19 protein-coding genes are annotated in these 21,986 nt (G+C 60.4%); 8 read left to right on the top strand and 11 right to left on the bottom strand.

What is annotated here, in order from left to right; all coding sequences use genetic code 11:
* Nucleotides 1-172 precede the first annotated feature (172 nt).
* The 3 genes from CLU92_RS19560 to CLU92_RS19550 all read left to right on the top strand — a co-directional run bounded on the left by CLU92_RS19560 (nt 173) and on the right by CLU92_RS19550 (nt 5,076).
* Nucleotides 173-2,926: a TonB-dependent receptor gene (locus tag CLU92_RS19560; protein WP_257561130.1), complete on the top strand. Its 2,754-nt coding sequence runs from the start codon at nt 173-175 to the stop codon at nt 2,924-2,926.
* An 89-nt stretch (nt 2,927-3,015) separates the two neighbouring features.
* The gene (locus tag CLU92_RS19555) at nt 3,016-4,095 is read left to right on the top strand and encodes an LD-carboxypeptidase (protein ID WP_101483252.1); all 1,080 of its coding nucleotides are present in this window, start codon (nt 3,016-3,018) and stop codon (nt 4,093-4,095) included.
* Nucleotides 4,096-4,182: 87 nt separating this feature from the next.
* A complete protein-coding gene (locus CLU92_RS19550; protein ID WP_101483251.1) occupies nt 4,183-5,076 on the top strand; it encodes a YihY/virulence factor BrkB family protein in 894 nt (297 codons plus the stop codon).
* A gap of 464 nt (nt 5,077-5,540) precedes the next feature.
* Here CLU92_RS19550 and CLU92_RS19545 read toward each other — a convergent pair whose 3' ends face one another.
* The 7 genes from CLU92_RS19545 to CLU92_RS27535 form a co-directional block, all read right to left on the bottom strand.
* Complete coding sequence (locus CLU92_RS19545; RefSeq protein ID WP_101483250.1) at nt 5,541-6,668, bottom strand: acyl-CoA dehydrogenase family protein; 1,128 nt, start codon at nt 6,666-6,668, stop codon at nt 5,541-5,543.
* A 40-nt stretch (nt 6,669-6,708) separates the two neighbouring features.
* The gene (locus tag CLU92_RS19540; protein ID WP_101483249.1) at nt 6,709-7,377 is read right to left on the bottom strand and encodes an SDR family oxidoreductase; all 669 of its coding nucleotides are present in this window, start codon (nt 7,375-7,377) and stop codon (nt 6,709-6,711) included.
* 75 nt (nt 7,378-7,452) lie between these two features.
* Entirely contained in the window at nt 7,453-8,649 is a 1,197-nt protein-coding gene (locus CLU92_RS19535; RefSeq protein WP_101483248.1) for an acetyl-CoA C-acyltransferase, read from the bottom strand.
* Nucleotides 8,642-10,444, bottom strand: coding sequence for a bifunctional isocitrate dehydrogenase kinase/phosphatase (gene aceK / locus CLU92_RS19530; protein ID WP_101483247.1), 1,803 nt, complete (start codon nt 10,442-10,444; stop codon nt 8,642-8,644). The genes CLU92_RS19535 and aceK overlap by 8 nt, the downstream gene beginning before the upstream one ends.
* Before the next feature lie 53 nt (nt 10,445-10,497).
* Nucleotides 10,498-11,682, bottom strand: a complete 1,185-nt coding sequence (locus CLU92_RS19525; RefSeq protein WP_101483246.1) for an isovaleryl-CoA dehydrogenase — start codon at nt 11,680-11,682, stop codon at nt 10,498-10,500.
* Between the two features lie 135 nt (nt 11,683-11,817).
* A complete protein-coding gene (locus tag CLU92_RS19520) occupies nt 11,818-12,222 on the bottom strand; it encodes a MerR family DNA-binding transcriptional regulator (protein WP_034753754.1) in 405 nt (134 codons plus the stop codon).
* 96 nt (nt 12,223-12,318) lie between these two features.
* Nucleotides 12,319-12,687, bottom strand: coding sequence for a hypothetical protein (locus CLU92_RS27535; RefSeq protein ID WP_143452626.1), 369 nt, complete (start codon nt 12,685-12,687; stop codon nt 12,319-12,321).
* Nucleotides 12,688-12,931: 244 nt separating this feature from the next.
* On the opposite strand from CLU92_RS27535, the gene CLU92_RS19515 reads away from it, so the two are divergent.
* On the top strand, nt 12,932-13,339 hold the full coding sequence (locus tag CLU92_RS19515) for a hypothetical protein (RefSeq protein WP_034753756.1): 408 nt from the start codon (nt 12,932-12,934) through the stop codon (nt 13,337-13,339).
* 89 nt (nt 13,340-13,428) lie between these two features.
* Nucleotides 13,429-13,755, top strand: a complete 327-nt coding sequence (locus CLU92_RS27530; RefSeq protein ID WP_139178450.1) for a hypothetical protein — start codon at nt 13,429-13,431, stop codon at nt 13,753-13,755.
* A gap of 152 nt (nt 13,756-13,907) precedes the next feature.
* On the opposite strand, the gene CLU92_RS19510 is transcribed toward CLU92_RS27530, so the two are convergent.
* The 4 genes from CLU92_RS19510 to CLU92_RS19495 form a co-directional block, all read right to left on the bottom strand.
* A complete protein-coding gene (locus tag CLU92_RS19510; protein ID WP_101483245.1) occupies nt 13,908-14,522 on the bottom strand; it encodes a UbiX family flavin prenyltransferase in 615 nt (204 codons plus the stop codon).
* The gene (grxD, locus tag CLU92_RS19505) at nt 14,515-14,826 is read right to left on the bottom strand and encodes a Grx4 family monothiol glutaredoxin (RefSeq protein WP_010402157.1); all 312 of its coding nucleotides are present in this window, start codon (nt 14,824-14,826) and stop codon (nt 14,515-14,517) included. Before grxD ends, CLU92_RS19510 begins: the two co-directional genes overlap by 8 nt.
* 105 nt (nt 14,827-14,931) lie before the next feature.
* The gene (locus tag CLU92_RS19500; protein ID WP_101483244.1) at nt 14,932-15,402 is read right to left on the bottom strand and encodes a GNAT family N-acetyltransferase; all 471 of its coding nucleotides are present in this window, start codon (nt 15,400-15,402) and stop codon (nt 14,932-14,934) included.
* 4 nt (nt 15,403-15,406) lie between these two features.
* Nucleotides 15,407-17,755 (bottom strand): Tex family protein, encoded by a 2,349-nt coding sequence (locus CLU92_RS19495; protein WP_101483243.1) that lies wholly within the window; start codon nt 17,753-17,755, stop codon nt 15,407-15,409.
* A 331-nt stretch (nt 17,756-18,086) separates the two neighbouring features.
* Between CLU92_RS19495 and CLU92_RS19490 the strand changes: the two genes are divergently transcribed.
* From CLU92_RS19490 to CLU92_RS19480, 3 genes are all read left to right on the top strand, one after another.
* On the top strand, nt 18,087-18,395 hold the full coding sequence (locus CLU92_RS19490; protein WP_101483242.1) for a hypothetical protein: 309 nt from the start codon (nt 18,087-18,089) through the stop codon (nt 18,393-18,395).
* Between the two features lie 24 nt (nt 18,396-18,419).
* Nucleotides 18,420-18,632: a hypothetical protein gene (locus tag CLU92_RS19485; protein ID WP_101483241.1), complete on the top strand. Its 213-nt coding sequence runs from the start codon at nt 18,420-18,422 to the stop codon at nt 18,630-18,632.
* Nucleotides 18,633-18,840: 208 nt separating this feature from the next.
* Nucleotides 18,841-21,945, top strand: a complete 3,105-nt coding sequence (locus CLU92_RS19480; protein ID WP_101483240.1) for a DEAD/DEAH box helicase — start codon at nt 18,841-18,843, stop codon at nt 21,943-21,945.
* Nucleotides 21,946-21,986 lie beyond the last annotated feature (41 nt).

Raw genomic sequence — 21,986 nt, 5'->3', positions numbered from 1 at the left:
GAAAGCATTTTTCATTGGCTGGCTGCGGATGCATCGCGCTACTCTGAAAATGAAAATAAATAAAGTCATGCGCAAATGTCATAAAAAAATGTACCGCGAGACAGACGTTGCGACATATCTAACAGCCTGACTTGATGACTCAAGTTTCGATTGCCCAACAAGGAGAAGACCTGTGAAATTGAAGAAGCTAGCGCAGTTGGTGGCATTGATGGGGGTGGTGGGGCCGGTAATGGCACAGGAAGCGGCGGCGCCAGCGCTGCAACGGGTCGAAGTCACGGGCAGCAGTATCAAGCGCGTGGCCAAGGAAGGCGCGCTGCCGGTGCAAGTCATCACCTTTGACCAGATCGAAAAACAGGGCATCACGTCGACCGAGCAATTGGTGCGCACCTTGTCGGCGAACGGCACGGGCGCCGATAACATGACGTCGGGCAATAACGTGTTTGGCGCCGATGCCGACCGCGTCAGTGGTGGCGCCTCGTTCGCCTCGCTGCGCGGCCTGGGACCGTCGAGCACCCTGGTGCTGTTGAACGGCCGCCGCATCGCCACGCACGGCGCCAGCGGCAAGTCGGTCGACCTGAACTCGATCCCGCTGGGCGCGATTTCGCGCGTGGAAATCCTCAAGGATGGCGCCTCGGCGATCTATGGCACGGACGCCATCGGCGGCGTGATCAATTTCATTCTGAAAACCAATTACAGCGGCGTGGAAGCGTCTGTCTCCACCAACGACACGCAAGCGGGCGGCGGCGCCACGCGCCGCGCTTCCCTCCTGGCCGGCACGGGTTCGCTGGAGTCGGACCGTTACAACATCATGGCCAGCCTGACCGTCGACAAGGCCGAGCGCCTGAACGGCAGCGACCGCTCCTTCGTCAACGGTTTCCAGCCGGGCCGCGGCCTGTCGCCCGATACCACGGGTACGCCGTATGCGAATCAATTGTCGGGTGCGGGCACGGCGCTGGGCGCCTCGTTCCAGCTGCCTGGCGATGCGACCAAATACCTGCAAGCCAATCCGCTGAGCTTCCAGGGCAAGTGCGACACCGTCGCCGGCATGTCGCAATACCAGACGGAACTGTGGAAAGACGTGACCTCGCCGCTGCGCACCAGGTATTCGTGCGCGTATGACTATGGCGCCGACTATGTGCTGCAATTTCCTGTCGAACGGGCCAATCTGCTGTCGCGCGGCACCTTCCAGCTGGCGCCCGACCACCGCATGTTTGTCGAAGTGCTCGGTTCACGCACCAAGGCCACGGCCATCTTGACGCCGATGCAGGTGCAGGCGACCGTCGCCAACAAGAATTTGTATCCGGTCGGTGGCGCGTATTACCAGGACCTGTCGGCCTATATCCCTACTTTCGACAAGACCAAGCCGATTTCCTACAAATGGCGCGCCAATGACGTGGGCAACCGCACGCAGGAAAACACGACCGACAATGCCCGCGTGCTGGTGGGCTTTGAAGGCAACTTCGGCAAGTGGGATTACAAGGCCGGCATTTCGCGCGCCGAAAGCAGCACCAAGACCAAGCTGACGGATGGCTATTCCTACACGGACAAGCTGTACGCGGCCCTGGCGACGGGCATCATCAATCCGTGGGTGGGCGCTGGCCAGAGCCAGACGGAAGCGGCCAAGCAATTGATCGAATCGACCAAGTTCCGTGGCGACTTCCAGCACGGCAAGACAACCCTGACGCAGATCGACGGCTCCGTGTCGGGTGAGCTGTTCCAGCTGCCGGCCGGTGCGCTGGCCATGGCGGCCGGTTTTGACTTGCGCCGCGAAGGCTACAGTTTCGGGCAGGACGTCGACGCCATCCAGATCCTGCTGGCGCCGGGGAATGCCGCATTAAAAGATGCCAGCCGTACCGTCAAGGCCGTATATGCCGAGCTGCTGGTGCCGGTCACGAAGGACCTGGAAATGCAGTTGGCCATCCGCCGCGACGATTACAGCCTGGTGGGCGCGACGACGAATCCGAAAGTGGCCTTCCGCTACCAGCCGGCCGACTTCCTGCTGTTCCGTGGTTCGGCCAGCAAGGGTTTCCTTGCGCCAAGCTTCCAGCAGCTGTATTCCGGTTCGCTGAGCCAGGAATTGCCGAACGGCGTGGTTGACCAGGAAGGCTGCGCCAAGCATCCGGGCGTGCCCGAATACTGCGCCATCGACCGCCTCGACTACAAGACGGGCGGTAATACCAATCTGAAGCCGGAAACGTCGAAGCAGGGCAGCGTCGGTTTTGTCATTGAGCCATTCAAGGGATATTCCGCCTCGTTCGACTACTGGGCCATCAATACCAAGGACCGCATCCTGAACCGCACGCCGCAAATCGTGCTGGCCAATTACCAGGCGCTGAACCAGTACATCCACCGCAATCCGGATGGCACCATCGAGTACGTGCAGGCGGGCTGGATCAATGCGGCAGGCAGCCGCGTGCGCGGCCTCGACGTGGGCTTGCGCGGCGAAGGCAAGATCCAGGACGCGAAATGGACGGCGACCCTGGACGGCACGTATATGGACAGCTTCAAGTTTGCGGAGTATCAAGGCCAGGAATACCAGGAACTGGTCGGCAAGTTTTATACGCGCGATCTGTACCTGCGCTGGAAACACAATGCCAGCTTTGGCGTGTCGCGTGGAGACTGGAGCGGCTTGCTGATCCAGAGTTTTTCGTCGGGCTACAAGGACCAGCTGCCAAATGGCGGCAAGGGCACGCCACCACCGGGCTTCAAGCCCGACGTGTCCAGCTACACCACGTATAACTTGTCGGGCACCTACACGGGCTTCAAAGATACCACCATCACCGTGGGTATCCAGAACCTGTTCGACCGCGATCCACCGTTCACCGCGCACAACGTGGATGAAGTGGTGGGCGCCGGCTGGGACCCGCGCGTGGCCGATCCGCGCGGCCGTTCGCTGTCGTTCCAGCTGAAGTACAAGTTCATGTAAGGCAGCGCTGCCGGCGGCAAGATTGTCGGCATGCTACTCTCGTGCGGCGGCGCCTGGCGTCGCCGTTTTTTATTCCAGGAAAGGGCCGCATGTCCAGTCAGACCAATCTCAGCCGGCGCCGCTTCGGCGGCGTACTGGCCGCCACTCTGGGGGCGGCAGGCACACCGGCGTGGGCGGCGGCCACGCAAGGGAAGGGCAAACGCATGCAACAGCAACACGCATTGATCAAACCGGCGCGCCTGCGCGACGGCGACTTGGTGGCCATCATCGCACCGGGCGGTTTTACGGATGAGGATGCCATCGCCAAGGCGGTGCGCAATATCGAATCGCTGGGCTTGCGCGCCAGCCTGGGCACCAACATCCGCGCCGTGCACGGCAACTATGCGGGCACGGTGCAGCAGCGCCTCGACGATCTGCATGGGGCTTTCGCCGATCCCGAGGTCAAGGCGATCTGGGCCATCCGTGGCGGCTCCGGCTGCATCTCGCTGCTGGCGCTGCTCGACTACGCCTTGATCCAGCGCAATCCGAAAGTGCTGGTCGGCTATTCCGACATCACGGCCCTGCACCTGGCCATCGGACGCCAGACGGGCCTGGTGACCTTCCACGGCCCCGTGGCCTCGTCCACGTTTTCCGAGTACACGGTGACGCAGCTGCGCAATGTGCTGATGACGCCGCAAGACAGTTACACGATCCCGATGGCGCTGGACAACCACCGCCGTGCGCAGACGCAGCCCAACTTCGCCATCCGCACCGTGCATGGCGGTCAGGCGACGGGACGCTTGACGGGCGGCAACCTGTGCATGGTCAGCGCGCTGGCCGGCACACCGTATGCGGCCGATTTCCGCGAGCATATTTTGTTCCTCGAAGAAATCAATGAAGTGCCATACCGCATCGACCGCATGCTGTGCCAGCTCGACCTGTCCATCGGTTTCAAGCATGCGGCGGCATTGATGCTGGGCATCTTCGAGCATTGCGAGGCGGCCGAGGGCGATACCGCGCTGACCCTGGATGCCACCCTGGACCAGCATCTGCTGCCATTGACGGTGCCGGCCGTCAGCGGCTATTCGTTTGGCCACATCCGCCACCAGTTCACCATACCGATGGGTATATTGGCGACCCTGGATGCGGACCGGCAAACCTTGACCTTGCTGGAGCCGGCCGTCTGCTAGCGTACGGTGCAGCAGGGGGATTGTCAGTATGCTAGTGTGATTGCAGGCGTGGCACGAGGCCGCGCCGCCTTCTTCACCACACCCGACATGATCAACCGCCACGCCAGTACCTACATCCTCAGCCATCCGCTGGCCTTCGCGCTGCAGGTGCTGAAGGGATTCCGCGCCAACCAGGGCTTGCTGCTGGCGGGCGCCGTCGCGTATTACTCGCTGCTGTCCATCGTGCCCCTGCTGATGCTGGTGGTGGTGGCCCTGTCGCACGTAATCGCGCAGGACGAATTGCTGCAAACCATAGGCCATTACCTGGAGTGGCTGGTGCCGGGGCAATCGAAGGCCATCGTGGCGGAAGTCGCGCATTTCCTCAATAACCGGGGCGTGATCGGCTGGCTGCTGCTGCTGACCATGCTGTTTTTCAGTTCCTTGGCGTTTACCGTGCTGGAAAACGCCATGAGCGTGATTTTCATTCACCGCGTGGCCATCCGCCGCCGCCATTTCCTCATTTCCGCGGTGCTGCCGTACTGCTACATCCTGTGCCTGGGCGTGGGCATCTTGCTCATTACCCTGGTGGCGGGCGGCCTGCAGGTGATGGGCGAGGAAAGCGTGCGCTTCTTGCGCCATGACTGGGGCCTGGAAGGCGTGTCAGGCGTGCTGCTGTACTTGCTCGGGCTGGGAGGGGAAATCCTCGTATTGAGCTCGATTTACCTGGTCATGCCCGTCGGGCGGCTGTCGATCACGCATGCGCTGATCGGCGGCGTGACGGCGGCCCTGCTGTGGGAAATCGCCCGCCATGTGCTGGTCTGGTATTTTTCCACTTTGTCGCAGGTCAATGTCGTGTATGGTTCGATGACGACGGCCATCGTCGTCATGTTCAGCCTGGAAATCGGCGCCACCCTGCTGCTGCTGGGCGCGCAAGTGATTTCCGAGTACGAAAGAGTGGCCCGTGGCGGCGAAGAGGACAAGCCGCTGGCGCTAAGGACTTGATTTAAAAAGATTATTGCATCGCACAAAAAGCTGTGATATACTCCGTTCAGTGATTGAGATTTGGCAGCAAATGATCTCACCATCCAGTTTCAGCGCGGCGACCGACAGGTGTAATGTCGATGGCGTGACAGTGCGAAGAAATGGATTTTGTAATTCCGGATACGATGGTCGATTTACACCTTGGAGTCACCATGCAGATAGCATGGGAGTCCGAAAATCAGGAGGCACTTTGCAGATAGCACTGGCGTCCATGACACGATTAAAGCATTGGTAATACATTGGAACAAAGCCCGCGCTAGCGGGCTTTTTTTTCGTCTGGTGGGCGCGTTTATAAACCTACTGCGCAGCCCGCTCTCGAATCGGCGTTACTCGCCGTACCGAAGTACGGCTGCGTTACTCAATCCGATATCGGGCTTGCTCGCTACGGTTTCTAAAAGCGCTGAGACTGTTACTTCCAAATACTTTTACAAGGCCCTGGCGATCAGGATTTTCTGGATATCGCTGGTGCCCTCGTAGATCTGGCATACGCGCACGTCGCGGTAGATGCGTTCGACGGGGAAGTCGGACACATAGCCGTAGCCGCCGTGCACCTGGATGGCGTCCGAGCACACTTTTTCCGCCATTTCCGACGCGAACAGCTTGGCCATGGCCGCTTCCTTCAGGCATGGCAGGCCCGCATCCTTCATCGACGCCGCGTGGCGTATCAACTGGCGCGCCGCTTCGATTTGCGTGGCCATGTCAGCCAGGCGGAATTGCACGGCCTGGTGTTCATAGATGGGTTTGCCGAAACTTTCGCGCTCGCGCGCATAGCTCAAGGCCGCCTCGTAGGCGGCGCGCGCCATGCCCACGGCTTGCGAAGCGATGCCGATGCGTCCGCCTTCCAGGCCGGACAGGGCGATCTTGTAGCCTTGTCCTTCTTCGCCTATCAGATTCTCCGCCGGGATGCGGCAGTTGTCGAACAGGATTTGCGCCGTGTCCGACGAGTGCTGGCCCATCTTCTGTTCCAGTCCCGCCACGATGTAGCCAGGCGTGTTCGTCGGCACCCAGAAGGCGCTGATGCCGCGCTTGCCGGCGGTGTTGTCGGTCACAGCCATGACGATGGCCACGTCCGCATACTTGCCGCTGGTAATGAATTGTTTCGTGCCGTTGATGACGTACTCATTGCCGTCGCGCGTGGCTGTGGTGCGCAGGGCCGAGGCGTCGCTGCCCGTGTGCGGTTCCGTCAGGCAAAATGCCCCCAGCATGGCGCCTTGTGCCAGCGGCCGCAGCCACTGTTCCTTTTGTGCGTCGTTGGCGTACATCATGGCGATGCTGCACACGGGGCAATTATTCACGGAAATGATGGTCGAGGTGCCGCCATCACCGGCGGCGATTTCTTCCAGTACGAGGGCCAGCGACACGTAGTCGAGGCCGGCACCGCCCAGCGCTTCCGGCACGGCCACGCCAAAGGCGCCCAGCGCGGCCAGTTCCTGCAATTCTTCTTTGGGGAAATGATGTTCCTTGTCCCAGCGGGCCGCATGGGGCGCCAGGCGCTCGCGCGAAAAACTGCGCAGCGCTTCCTGGATCATCGATTGTTCTTCATTGAGTATCATGGGACGTCGTCTCGTATATTTTTATAGTGGATACAGGCAATTACCAGGCGATGGGCTTGCCATCATAATTGCGGAACACGGCCTTGTCCGTGGCCGGCAGGCTGGCCAGGGTGGCGCGGATGCCGGCAGCGCTTTCCTCTGGTGAAATATCGGCGCCGGCGCCACCCATGTCCGTGCGTACCCAGCCCGGATGGAAAGCCACGCAGCTGACGCCTTGCGGGCCATGCACGAGGGCCGTGTCGATCAGCACGGAATTCAAGGCGGCCTTGCTGGCGCGGTACAGGGAACCGCTGGGGTTGCCGCGCTCGCTCAAGGAACCCATGTGCGAGGACAGCACGGCCAGTTTACCCTTGGCATTCGCTACCAGCGGCGCCAGTATCGGCAGAAGGCGCATGGCTGCCAGCACGTTCGTGTGCATGACGAGATCAAAATCTGCTTGTGCCGGAAAACCGTCGTGACGGGGGCCATATACGCCCGCGTTGAGGATGGCCACATCGAGCTTTTCATCGTCGAGCTTCCAGCCCAGGCCGGCACAGCCTTCCACATCCGTCACGTCGAGCTGGTGCGCTTCCGCGCCCAGTTGCCTGAGCGTATCGCAAGCGTCCGGTGTGCGCGCCGTGGCGATCACTCTCCAGCCATCGTGGCGGTATTGACGGACGATTTCGTGGCCGATGCCACGCGAGGCGCCGATGATTAGTGCGGTAGGCATGTGTTCTCCCTGGAATGAATGAAAGGGCGCGCCCCTGACAATGATTGCCCGTGCGCGCCCGTGCTCAGGAACAGCTTATACCAGTTCGATCGCCATCGCCGTCGCTTCGCCGCCGCCGATGCACAGGGCCGCCACGCCGCGCTTGCCGCCGGTTTTCTTCAGTGCGCCCAGCAGGGTGACGATGATGCGCGCGCCCGAGGCGCCGATCGGGTGGCCCAGCGCGCACGCGCCGCCGTGGATGTTGATCTTGCTGTGTGGGATGTCGAGGTCGTGCATGGCGGCCATCGGCACGGCGGCGAACGCTTCATTAATCTCGAACAAGTCTACCTTGCTGCTGCTCCAGCCCGTTTTGGCGTACAGCTTCTTGATGGCGCCGATGGGGGCCGTGGTGAACTCGTTCGGCGCCTGCGCGTGCGTGGCGTGGCCGTGAATTTTTGCGATGACGGTGCAGCCGAGCTTTTTCGCCGTCGATTCGCGCATCAGCACCAGGGCTGCCGCGCCATCGTTGATGGACGAAGACGAGGCGGCCGTGATGGTGCCATCCTTCTTGAAGGCGGCTTTCAAGGTCGGGATTTTTTCCAGGCGAGCCTTTTGCGGGCCTTCATCGATGCTGACGATGGTGTCGCCGCCGCGGCCGGAAACGGTCACGGGCACGATTTCCCATTCGAAACTGCCATCCTTGGTGGCCGCTTGGGCGCGTTTCACTGATTCGATGGCAAACGCATCCTGCGCTTCGCGCGTGAAGCTGTACTGGCTGGCGCACTCTTCTGCAAACGTACCCATCGAGCGTGCATTGCCCTTTTCATCACGGCTGTAGGCGTCTTCCAGGCCATCCATCATCATGTGATCATAAATCATGCCGTGGCCGATGCGGTAGCCGCCGCGCGCCTTCGGCACCAGGTAGGGGGCGTTGGTCATCGATTCCATGCCACCCGCTACCACCACGTCAGCACTGCCGGCGAGCAAGGTGTCATGCGCGAACATGGTTGTCTGCATGGCCGAGCCGCACATTTTCGACAGCGTCACGGCGCCCGTGGAGTCGGGCAAGCCAGCCTTGCGCAAGGCTTGGCGGGCAGGCGCCTGGCCTTGGCCAGCCATCAGGCAATTGCCGAAAAATACGTGCTCAACGGCTTCCGGCGCCACGCCGGCCCGTTCCACGGCGGCGCGGATGGCCACGGCGCCCAGGTCGCTGGCGGTGACGTTGGCAAAATCGCCCTGGAAGGCGCCCATGGGGGTGCGTGCGGCACCGACGATTACGACTGGATCATTCATGTTGGATCTCCGGTTGGGTTGAGGATGGTGACTGCTTACAAAAACGCATGTGCTGCGGATACGGGAAGACGTCCTCGATATGGCCGTCTTCGATGCGCTGCTTGCGCGCCTGCCAATATTGCGCCGTCAGCAGGTCGGCATGGTACTGCATGAAATAGGCGCGGATGCGGGGATTTCCCAGCAGAAAGGTGCCGAATTGTTCGGGAAACACATCGTGCTTTCCGATGGGATACCACGGTTCGGCCGACATTTCTTCCTCCTCCGTGCGCGCCTGGGGGATGACGCGGAACTGGCAATCGGTGATGTACTCGATCTCATCGTAATCGTAAAAAACGACACGTTGATGACGGGTCACGCCAAAGTTTTTATACAGCATGTCGCCCGGAAAGATATTCGCCGCCACCAGCTCCTTGATGGCGTTGCCGTACTCGACGATGCCGTGTTCGACCAGGTCATCGCGGCCTTCCTTTTCGGCATTGCTCAGCCACATGTTCAGCGGCACCATGCGCCGTTCGATGTACAGGTGGCGGATGATGATCTGCTCCTGGTCTTCCTCGACCAGCGAGGGGGCGAACTGCTTGAGCTCGGCCAGCAGTTCCTCGGCAAAGCGGGCGCGGGGAAAGGCCACGTTGGAATACTCGAGCGTGTCGGCCATGCGGCCCACTCTGTCGTGGTGTTTCACCAGCAAATACTTTTGCTGGACTTGCGCGCGCGTGGTTTCCTTGGGTGGCGGGAAAAAATCCTTGATAACCTTGAAGACATACGGAAACGACGGCAGGGCAAACACCAGCATCACCAGGCCGCGGATGCCGGGCGCGCTTTCAAAGTGGTCCGACGAGTGTCTCAGATGCTGCAGGTAGTCGCGGTAAAACAGGGTCTTGCCCTGTTTTTGCAGGCCAAGTATCGTATAAATTTCGCTGCGCGGTTTGCGCGGCAGCAAGCTGCGCAGGAATTGCACATAGGCCGACGGTACTTCCATATCCACCAGGAAATACGCGCGCGTAAACGAAAACAGCACGGCAATCTGCTGCTGCTCGAACAGCACCGTATCGAGCACCAGCTTGCCGTGGCGGTTGTGCAGGATGGGTACGACAAACGGGTATTCGCGGTTGCCGTTGATGCCCTTGCCGACCAGATAGGCACCCTTGTTGCGGTAGAACAAACTGGTCAAGACCTGGAGCTGGTGGTTCGGCTCCAGCCTGTCGCCGCCGAACAGCTGCTGCAGGCGCACCTCCACCTGGGCCACGTCACGCTCCAGGTTGGCAAATGCGCAGTCCAGCTGGAAGTTGTTCACCATGCGCGTCAGGGTGGGGCGCAAACCATCTTTGCCCGGGTAATACACGCGGTAGGTGGGCACCGGGTCTTGCGTGTCGATGTATTCCGTGGAAACGACGGGACGCACGAAAATATAGTCGTTATTGAAATAAGTGCGGTGCAAAATGTTGCAGCAGACGGAATTGAAGAAGGTTTCCGCCAGTTCCGGCTGCTTGTGTTCCGTCAGCATGCCAATGTAGTGCAACTTGAGTTCGCGCCACACTTCGTCGCTCAACTCCGACTCTTCGTACTCATCTTCGAGCATCTGCACGCATTCCTGCACGCGCTTGTCATAAAAGTCGATGCGTTCGCGGGCCGCCGTCTGTGCCGCGCTCCAGGCGCCTTGCTCGAAATAGCGCTTGGCGTGCTGGCTCGTTTCACGGAATAAACGGTAATGCTTGTCAAAGCCATCGCGGATGGTGCGCGCGATATCGAATGCAATCTGGGAAGAGAGCAATTTGGGGAAGGCAATTTGCGTCATATCTGTACTCGCATGAATAGCTCATCACCCAGTCGATAACCGCGCGCCCGTGCTTACTTGGTTTCCGCAAACAGTTCACGGCCTATCAGCATGCGGCGGATTTCGCTGGTCCCGGCGCCGATTTCATACAGCTTGGCATCGCGCCACAGGCGGCCGGCCGGATACTCGTTGATGTAGCCGTTGCCGCCCAGGGCCTGGATCGCTTCACCTGCCATCCAGGTCGCCTTCTCCGCACTATACAGAATGGCGCCGGCCGCATCCTTGCGCAACTGGCGCACGGCTTCCGGCGTGGTGGCGCGGTCGCAAGCCTGGCCCACTGCATACACATAGGCCTTGCACGCCATCATGGTCGAATACATATCGGCCAGTTTGCCTTGCATCAATTGGAACTCGCCGATGGCCTGGCCGAATTGCTTGCGGTCATGCACGTAGGGTACGACCAGGTCCATGCATGCTTGCATGATGCCCAGCGGGCCGCCGGACAGCACGGTGCGCTCGAAGTCGAGGCCCGACATCAGCACGTTGACACCCTTGCCCAAGCCACCGAGCACGTTTTCGGCCGGCACTTCGCAATCCTGGAATACCAGCTCGCCCGTGTGCGAGCCGCGCATGCCCAGCTTGTCGAGCTTTTGCGCGATGGAAAAGCCCTTGAAATTCTTTTCGATCAGGAAAGCCGTCATGCCGCGCGGACCTGCTTCCAGGTCGTTTTTTGCGTACACCACCAGTACGTCCGCATCGGGGCCATTGGTGATCCACATCTTGGTGCCGTTCAAGACCCAGCGGTCGCCCTTGAAGTCGGCGCGCAGTTTCATGCTGACGACATCCGAGCCCGCGTTCGGTTCCGACATGGCCAGGGCGCCAATGTGCTCGCCCGTGATCAGTTTCGGCAGGTACTTGGCCTTTTGCTCGGCCGTGCCGTTGCGCTTGATCTGGTTCACGCACAGGTTCGAGTGGGCGCCGTAGGACAGGCCAACGGAGGCCGAGGCGCGCGAGATTTCTTCCATGGCGATGATGTGCGCCAGGTAGCCCATGCCGGCGCCGCCGTATTCTTCGCTGACGGTGATACCGAGCAAGCCCATGTCGCCCATCTTGCGCCACAGGTCCATGGGGAACTGGTCGGTGCGGTCGATTTCAGCCGCGCGCGGCGCGATTTCGGCGGCGGCAAATTGTTGGATCGCTACTCTTAAGGAGGCGATGTCGTCGCCGTGGTCAAAGGTCAAGCCTGGGAGATGGAGCATGTCGTCCTCGTCGTTATAGTGTGGCGGTCATGGATGCCGGGTCAGTAAAGCTATGATACTCAGTTGTGACGTTTACGTAAACGTAAAGTGAATCGCGTAAAGCGCTCTGCGCGGCAAGTGTCGCCGCGTGGGCACCTAGTTTGTTTGCGCCTTATCAAGGTTCAAGTCCGCCAACATGCGCGCGCAGGCATCTTCATGCGCGCTGATTTCCGCCAGTGCCATTTCGATATCGATGCGCTGCTGCTCCAGGGTTTGCCGGTGCTGCGCCAGCACGCCCAGGAAGCGGTCCATCTGAGCGCGCGTATCTTTCGGCGACTCGTACATGTCGACCAGGCTCTTGATCTCCGATAGCGCCAGGCCCAGGCGCTTGCCGCGCAGGGTCAGTTTGAGGCGGGTGCGGTCGCGCGGCGTGTAGACGCGGCTGCGTCCGCCTGCGCCTTCGCGTTTCGGGCTGAGCAAGCCCTGGTCTTCATAGAAACGGATGGCGCGTGCCGTGATGTCGAATTCCCGCGCCAGTTCGGTAATGGTATAGGTCGTCATTGCTGCGGGCGGTGTCGGTTGCATGGGTGATCGGTCGATAAATGGGGTACTGCGGGGCAGGCGGGTGGCAAAGTGCCGTTTACGTCAACGTCAATACTATTGTAGCGTGCCCTGGCCGTGCTGCAAGAAAAAGCGGCTGTGGACAAGGGGATTTGGCGAATAAGACAACCGTTGCTGAAAATAAATTGATTCTTCTTGCGCAAACACGCTTAAGATCGAGAGTTGGTGGCCAAGATGACACCAAAAAGAGCTTTCCTGGCACAACGGCGACATTCTTTTCGCTGCGATGGCAGTAAAATTTTCAAGCGCCGATTCTTTCTGGTCGGCACGATCAAAAAACAACGTTTCACTATGAGTACGTTGTGCTGATTGTTTCCATATTGAAAACAAGATGGCTTTTTCGAAAACTTTGCCTATAAGAAATTGTATGACATGGGCATTGCGCGTATCGATAGAGGAAGGCATTATCCGGTACCGTACGTTGTAATGCCAAACCGAGGCTTTGAATCGTGCTGCAGTGCGAAAATCAAGGCCAGCCGCGAATTTGAACCGAAGCCACGCAGAATCACAAGAGAAAATTTGGCCTACTTTTGCACCTGAAAAGCCGGGTTGGAGTGTTAATTGTTAATTTATACTCTTTTCAAATGTAACAATCTGTATGGTCATTCAAGAAACTGACTTTCATGTTACAACATGAAATAGTACACCTATGAATTCTTCTAACGAACGCGAAAGCTTCAGCCAACGACTTCAGTTGGCTCTCAAAAACGCCCATTACTCTCCAGACAGCCCGACCAGACTGGCCCGGGAATTCAACATCCGTTTCGACGGACGCCCGATTACCGTGCATGCAGCTAGGAAATGGTTAGTAGGTGAAGCAATTCCCACGCAAGAGAAATTGCGCATGATTGCCCAATGGTTGGGCGTTCCGGCGGAATGGTTGCGTTTTGGCGGCCCGGAAAGCGCCACGCCGAATGGCGAAGCGGGCAGCGCTTTATCGCGTTTTGAGTCCGCCGATGTGAAATTAATTGCCGATTTGCAAAGATTGGATGAACATCATCGTCAAATCGCGCGTGAATTTATTCGCATGCTGGTCCGAGTCAACTACCAAAAGTAAGCATTCAGGCCCTCCACGGCCGGCGCTGCCCGCTTTTCGCTGGCGGTGCTCTCCCTGTCCTTTTATTTGCGCAGCGTCATACTGGAGACATGATTCTGCCGCACAATAAGACCTCGCATGTTGCGCTGCAGCGGAATTATTTGACAATAATCCCGTACGCAGCGGCGCAGCGGCCAATACCAGCGCATAATCACATCAGAAGCAGCCAGTTCATCCACTACGGAGCCGAGCATTTGAGCCGTCTTATGAAAAGTAACTACAGCAATACCGCGCAGCTGAAGGACTTGATGACCGTGCCCCCCATGACTGCCGCGCAACATGCGGAAGTCATGCGCAAACGGATCGCCCACCGCAGGATGGTTGAAGAAGCCAGGGATTTGAAGCAGGCCAGTGCCACGCAGTTCGAAAAACGCTAGTGGTGGATGCCTGAGCTAAGCTACTGCGCGTCGGCATAGGCGGTCTGCGATGCTCACCGTGCTAGAGCACGGTTGCGCTTCTCGACCACCTCTTCCTTCCGCTCGCTACGCTTTTGTCAGGCATCGTGACGTGCGTAGTTTTCAGTAGCTTTTCAGTTTGTTGTTGATGGATCTGGGGTTTTCAAACCATTCCAGCGTGGCGCCAGGGCGTGCTCGATGCCGAGCAGGTCGATGACGCGCGCGACCGTATGGTCGACCATCTCCGCGATGCTGTGCGGGTGGTGATAAAAACTGGGGAGTGGCGGGAAGATGATGCCGCCCATTTCGGTCACGGCTGTCATATTGCGCAGGTGCGCCAGGTTGAACGGCGTTTCGCGCACCATCAGGATCAGGCGGCGGCGCTCCTTGAGCACCACATCGGCTGCCCGCGTAATCAAATTATCCGACAAGCCATGTGCCACGGCCGCCAGCGTCTTCATCGAGCACGGCGCGACAACCATGCCATCCGATTGAAACGAGCCGCTGGCGATACTCGCGCCGATGTCGCGCAGCTTGTGCACCACGTGCGCCTGCGCTTCGATTTCCTTGCGCCCTACGCCCGTTTCCTGGTGCAGGGTCAGTACGGCTGCATCCGACAAGACCAGATGCGTCTCGACGCCGGGGATGGCGACCAGCAATTGCAGCAGCCGCAAGCCATACACGGCGCCCGTGGCACCCGTGATGGCCACGACGATACGGCGCGGCCGCTGCTGTTGGCTATCAGGCATCGAGCAGGGACTTCAGTTCGCCCGATTCAAACATTTCATTCATGATATCGGAACCACCGATGAACTCGCCTTTGACATACAGCTGCGGAATGGTTGGCCAGTTCGAGTAATCCTTGATGCCTTGGCGCACTTCCGGGTCATCCAGCACGTTGACGGTGGCGATGTTTTCGACGCCGCATGCTTTCAGGATCTGGATGGCGCGGCCGGAAAAGCCGCACTGCGGGAACTGGGCAGTGCCCTTCATGAACAGCACGACTGGCGTGCTCGTCACGGTTTCTTTGATCCAGGTTTGTACGTCGCTCATAGCTGCCTCTGATGGGTAAATAAATAGATGCCGTCATTTTATAAGAAAACGACGGCACGGGTATGCGCTCAAGTCATAAATCGGGCAAGTCAGCCACGTTGACGCTTATAACTGTTTGCCCAGGCACACCGATTGTGCCGCGCCCACGTATTTGCCCCAGGCAATGACGGGTGCGTAGCCGTGTTTGGCATAAAACGCCACCGCGCGGCTATTTGCCACGCGGGTGGACAGGTGCACAGCCTGATAGCCATGCCTGCGCGCCTGCGCCTCCACATGGGCCAGCAGGGCCGCACCCACACCGGTGGCGACGGGGCGCGCATACATGCGCTTGAGTTCGCCTATGGCACTGTCCGCTTCGCCCAGCGGTCGCAGGGCGGCGCAGCCCAGCAGGGCATCGTCGCCGTCGCGGGCCACGTAAAAGCCGCCGCGCGGCGTTGCCGCTTCGACATCGAAGGAAGAACGGCCACTGTCGCCGTTGATGCGCAGCAGCACGTCCGATAATTCGTCGAGCAGCAGCTTGGCATCCAGGCTGGCGGCGTCCACCGCCAGGATGACGAGGTCATGCCTGGCGTCCATGGACTTAGCCGCGCAGCTTGGCGAACGCGGCGGCCATGCTGCCGGCCGGCTCGGGCGCGTTGCGCGACTGCGACTGGTGCTGCGCCATGCTGCGGCGGTCGTTGCGGTCGCCTTTTTGCTCCGGCTTGCTGCCCGCCTGCGGCGCGCTGTCCGTCAGGCGCATGGTCAGCGCGATGCGCTTGCGCTTCTCATCGACTTCCAGCACCTTGACGCGCACAACTTGCCCGGCTTTGACCACCGTGTGCGGATCTTTCACAAAGGTGTTCGACAGGGCCGAGATGTGCACGAGGCCATCCTGGTGCACGCCGATATCGACGAAGGCGCCAAAGGCGGCAACGTTGGTGACCACGCCTTCGAGAATCATGTCCGGGCGCAAGTCGCGGATTTCTTCCACGCCTTCCTTGAAGGTGGCGGTGGTGAACTCCGGACGCGGGTCGCGGCCCGGCTTTTCCAATTCCTTCAAAATGTCGGAAATGGTCGGCACGCCAAACGTGTCATCCGCATACTTTGCGGGGCTGAGCGTTTTCAGCAAGGCGGTTTCGCCGATGACGGCCTTGATATCCTTCTTGATGTCTGCCAGGATTTTTTCCACCAGGGGGTACGATTCCGGATGGACGGCCGAGGCGTCCAGCGGGTTTTCGCCGCCCATCACGCGCAAGAAGCCGGCTGCCTGCTCGAAGGTTTTATCGCCCAGGCGCGGCACGGCCTTTAACGCCGCGCGCGAGGTGAATGCGCCCTTCATGTCGCGGTAGCTGACGATGCTTTGCGCCACGCTGGCCGACAGGCCGGAAACGCGCGCCAGCAGGGGCGCCGAGGCCGTGTTCACGTCCACGCCGACGGCGTTCACGCAATCTTCCACCACAGCATCGAGTGAGCGGGCCAGCTGGCTTTGACTCACATCATGCTGATACTGGCCCACGCCGATCGATTTCGGGTCAATCTTGACCAATTCGGCCAGCGGGTCTTGCAGACGGCGCGCAATCGACACGGCGCCGCGCAGGGACACATCCATGTCCGGCAATTCTTTCGAGGCGAACTCGGACGCGGAATACACCGATGCGCCCGCTTCCGAGACGACGATCTTCGTCATCTTCGCTTCCGGGTGCTGCTTGATCAGGTCCTGCGCCAGTTTATCCGTCTCGCGCGAGGCGGTGCCGTTGCCGATGGAAATCAGGGATACATTGTGCTTGGCGGCAAGACGGCCCAGCGTATGCAGGGAGCCATCCCAGTCGTTCTTCGGCTGGTGCGGGTAGATCACGGCCGTGTCGACGACTTTACCGGTGGCATCGACGACAGCCACTTTCACGCCCGTGCGCAAGCCAGGGTCCAGGCCCATGGTGGCGCGCTGGCCGGCTGGCGCGGCCAGCAGCAGCGCCTTCAAATTGGTGGCAAAGACGTTGATGGCGTCGAGTTCCGAACGTTCGCGCAGTGCGCCCATCAGTTCTGTTTCCAGGTGCATGAAGCTTTTCACGCGCCAGGTCCAGCGCGCCGTATCAAGCAGCCATTTGTCGGCCGGACGGCCGAGGCTCTTGATGCCGAAGCGGGCGGCGATGCGGCCTTCGCACGGGTTGTGCGGCGCATCCCATTTCGGTTTTTCCGCTTCCGTGTCCAGGCGCAGGGTGACATCGAGGATGCCTTCGCGGCGGCCGCGCAGCAGGGCCAGGGCGCGGTGCGATGGCACGGTCGAAATGGTTTCCGAATAGTCGAAATAATCGGCGAATTTTTCGCCTTCGTCCTGCTTGCCTTCCACCACTTTCGATTCGACGATGCCGTGTTCCTGCACGTATTCGCGCAAGGTTTGCAGCAGGGTTGCGTCTTCTGCGAAACGTTCCATCAGAATCTGGCGCGCGCCGTCCAAGGCCGCCTTGGTATCGGCCACGCCCGGGTTGTTGCCGTCGGCACTGGTAAACGCGCCGCGCAGGAACTTGCCCGCTTCCATTTCCGGCGTCAGTTCGGGATTCTCCAGCAAACCGTCGGCCAGCGGCATCAAGCCCGCTTCGATGGCGATCTGTGCCTTCGTGCGGCGCTTCTGCTTGTAGGGCAGATACAAATCTTCCAGGCGCGTCTTGTCTTCCGCGTGCATGACGGCGTCGAGCAGCTCGGGCGTCATCTTGTTCTGTTCCGTGATCGACGCCACGATGGCAGCGCGCCGCTCTTCCAGTTCGCGCAGGTAGCGCAAGCGCTCTTCGAGCAGGCGCAGCTGGATATCGTCGAGGCCGCCGGTCGCTTCCTTGCGGTAACGGGCGATGAAGGGCACGGTGGCGCCTTCGTCGAGCAGTTCGATGGCGGCGGCAACCTGCACCGGTTTGGCGGCAAGTTCAAGGGCAAGGCGTTGTTCGATAGTGGGCAGCATGGTTGTTTCCAGAGCGATCAAGCCTGGAATGATACGCAATCGGCGCGATTGCGCAATCTTGACAGCGCAAATGGACTGTGCGTTGGCAACAGCGTCAACGGGGGGGCAGCAGCGGGCTGGCGGACGGCGCCGGCGCCGGCCTCTGCGGCGTGACGAACCAGCTCACCTGGCCTGCACTTCTTTAGACTGTTCTTCGGAGATGCACTGCCATGCGGTTTTCTTTTTCTGCTCACGATCCTGGGCACGCTTGGCCCCGGCCTGGCGCATGCCTGGCGGCAACCCGGCTGGGCTTGGCGCACACTCGTCACCGTCGATGCCGTTCCGAAGGCCGGTGCATTCGGGTAATGTCAACTTCGAAGGCGTCAGCGACAGCGGCGCCGACCTGCGCGTGCCATCTATTTCGCGAACCGTGCGCGAGCAGAACCGCGACGAGATCAAGGGACAAGTGCTGGCCGAAGCGAAGGCGGGCGGCAGCGCCGTCACCAGCATCGAACACGACGGCGTGGCAAGCCTGCACAGTGCCAGCCATGGCATCGTCTTTCAGGTGCTGTGGCGTAACGAAGCATCGCCTGGACTGTACGCCGACCTCACCCCGAGCTGCCCTTTGAGCATGCAGGGCGGCGACTTGCCGGCCAAATGACACCGCAGCAAGCGTTTTGCCCGCATGTCCCGGCATGGCGATTTCGTCGTGCTGGAAATGGATGTGCTGGTCGCCGGCGGCGTCAGCAAGGTGTACCTGAATATCAATCTGCAACTGTGGACGCAGATGATGGGTCAATTCTTCTTGTTTTTGCGCAACTTTACGCCGGCCGATACGAGCACTGCGCCAGTAGTAGCGGCCGCCAGCGTGGCGGAAGAGGAAACTGTGCCGGCCTGATAAGCCGTCCACGGGCGGCGAAAATGGCCGGTGACGGGCCTTTTTTGCCGCTTGCGGGTCCCAAGTGTCGTATTAAATACTTATTTTTTAGGCATCGCGCATTAAAACTGCTCAAAGAGCGTGTGTGAATCAAGCCAGCAACGCCTGTATGGCGGATAATATTGCCTGTTGCCGATTTGGATACGACCTTTACACAAAAATGCGCCCCATGGATTTTACCCGCGACGAAACCAGTGAAACCCCAGTTGCCCCGGCCAGCGCGCCGGGTGCGCCTTTGCCGTATGCCGTCGCCACCTGGCTGCAGCGGGTGGAGGCTGCCGCTCATCCGAAGGCTGTGCTGAGCATTGCCGAGCCGGACCCGAAACTCAACCAGCATCGTTTGATCTACGTGCTGGCGCCCACCAGCGGTGGCCGCCACGTGGCCCTGTGTCTGTACAAGGCGCGGCTGCGGCCGAATGGCGATGTGGCGGCAGCGTCTCCCATCAGCGAAATCTTTTCCCTGCTGTCGGCGCCGCCCACCTTTTTGACGCCGGCAGACGAAGACCTCGTGCGTTTCTTCGTGGCCATGCGCAGCGGGCAGAATTCGCAGACGGGCAGCGCCACGGAGCCCAAGGGCAAGGTGGGCGCGGCCCTGCTGAAAATGCTGGCTGAGCAAGATAAACTGTTGTGGGCCAATTCCTGGGCCGATGTGGGCAATGGCCTCGTGTACCCGTTGAAGGAAGGTCCCGTGCGTCCCGCGCGCCTGTTCTGGCGCGACGAAGGCAAGACCATGCGCCTGGGCTGGCAAGTGGACCCGCCCGAAGGTGTGAAGCACCATGGCGCCGACCAGATCGACTACATGCTGCCTACCGATCCGCCGTGGTACATCGACAACCTGTCGTGCGGCGTGCTGGAACTGAACCAGGGCGGCTCCGACATTTCACTGGCCGACTTGCAGGCGCTGGTGGCGCAGGCGCCGCCGCTGAACGCGAACGACAAGGTGCGCGTGTCGCAACTGCTGCTGGCGCAAGGCTTGCAGCACTTGATGCCGCTGCCGCAACCGTTGCCGCAGCGCTTGCGCAAGGACGTGCCGGCGCAACCGGTCTTGCTGTTGGACAGCGCCATGCTGGCCGATGGCAGCGCGCAGCGCTGGAGCGATTTCGCCGTGCTGTCCTACGACTACGATGGCGAGCGCGTCTCGTTCGACCCGTCGCAGCGCGTGGTGCGGCAAGTGGGCGAGGTGACGGAAATTATCCAGAGAAATACGGTCGATGAAGCGCGTGCCCTGGCCACCCTGGCCGAGCTGCAATTCAAGAAGCCGGGCTCCGCCCCCTTGAGTGGCTTGAAGGGCGCCTTGCTGCTGCCTTCGCAGGCGGAATGGCTGCGTTTTGCCGAGGCCGGCATCGATGGCTTGCTGGAGCAGGGCTGGATCGTGGAAAAAACGGCCAAGTACCGCTATGAGGTGAGCGAGGTCGGCGACTGGTATGCGGAGATCGACGACCAGGATCCGGACAGCGGCAACGCCTGGTTCGAGCTGGAACTGGGCATCGTTGTCAACCAGGAAAGAGTGCCGTTGCTGCCCGTGCTGGTGCAGCTGATCCGCAATGCGCCCAACGATTTCAATCCGAAAGTCATCGAAGCCCATGCGGACGACGACCAGATGCTGGCGACCTTGCCGGACGGCACGCGCGTCGCCTTGCCGTGGGGCAGGGTGCGCCCCATCCTGAACACCCTGGGGGAACTGTATTTCAGCGACAAGATCAAACATGCCGTGCGCATGTCGACGCTGGACGCGGCGCGGCTGGAAGAGCTGGCGCGTGGTCTGGAATTGCGCTGGACGGGTGGCGAGCAGCTGCGCGCCATGGGCCGAAAGCTGAGCCAGTTCGGTTCCGTGCAAAAAGTGGCGGCGCCAGCCGGCCTGCAAGCCACCCTGCGCGATTATCAGGCCGATGGCCTGGCGTGGATGCAATTCCTGCGCGACCATGACCTGGCCGGTATTCTGGCCGACGACATGGGTCTCGGTAAAACCGTGCAGACGCTGGCGCATATCCTGGTAGAGAAAGAAGCGGGCCGCTTGACGCATCCGGCTCTGGTGATCGCACCGACGAGTTTGATGGGCAACTGGCAGGATGAGGCGGCCAAGTTCGCGCCCAGCCTGAAAGTATTACTGCTGCAGGGCAAGGACCGCGCGCAGCAGTTTGACCAGATCGACCAATGCGACCTGGTGCTGACGACCTACGCGCTGTTGCCGCGCGACGAGGAAACCCTGCGCGAGCATGATTTCCACCTGGTCATCCTGGACGAATCGCACTACATCAAGAATACGCGCAGCAAGGCGGCGCAAAGCGCCGGTCTGCTACGCGCGCGCCACCGCCTGTGTTTGTCCGGCACGCCGCTGGAAAACCACCTGGGTGAACTGTGGTCGCAATTTCACTTCCTGCTGCCGGGCTTGCTTGGCGACGAGAAGACCTTCAATACCCAGTTCCGCCATCCGATCGAGCGCCAGGACGACCCGCTGCGCCGCATGCTCCTGAACCGCCGCATCAAGCCCTTCCTGCTACGCCGCACGAAGGACAATGTGGCCAAGGAATTACCGCCGAAGACGGAAATGGTGCGCAAGGTGGAGCTGACGGGGCCGCAGCGCGACCTGTATGAAACCGTGCGTCTTGCGATGGATCAAAAAGTACGCGAAGAAATCGACAAGAAGGGCGTGGCGCGCAGCCAGATCGTCATCCTCGAAGCGCTGCTGAAACTGCGCCAGGTCTGCTGCGACCCGCGCCTGGTGAAATCCTTGCCGGCGAAGAAGCAGTCGGCTGGCTCGGCCAAGCTGATTGATTTGATGCAGATGGTGGAAGACTTGCTCGACGAAGGGCGCAAGATTCTCGTTTTCTCGCAATTTACCAGCATGCTGGAATTGATCGAGGAAGAGCTGGAATCGCGCGACATTCCCTACGCCTTGCTGACGGGCGAAACGAAGGACCGGGGCGCGCAAGTGGCGGCCTTCCAGCAGGGGGCCGTGCCCATCTTCCTGATCAGCCTGAAGGCGGGTGGCGTGGGCCTGAACCTGACGGCGGCCGACACGGTGATCCACTACGATCCGTGGTGGAATCCGGCGGCGGAAAACCAGGCCACCGACCGCGCCTGGCGCATCGGCCAGGACAAGCCCGTGTTCGTGTATAAACTGATCGCGAAGGGCACCCTGGAAGAAAAAATCCAGCTGCTGCAGCAAAAGAAATCGGAGCTGGCGCAATCGATCCTGGCCGAAGGCGAAGCGCAGAAGATGGCGCTGACGCAGGAAGACTTGCAGCAGATTTTTGCTCCACTGGAAGATTAAGGGCACCGCACGCTTATACTTGGCGATTCTTTCTTGCCAGG

Source organism: Janthinobacterium sp. 61 (genome assembly GCF_002846335.1).
In the GTDB taxonomy this organism is placed as follows: domain Bacteria; phylum Pseudomonadota; class Gammaproteobacteria; order Burkholderiales; family Burkholderiaceae_D; genus Janthinobacterium.
This window is presented reverse-complemented; position numbering and strand designations above follow the sequence as displayed.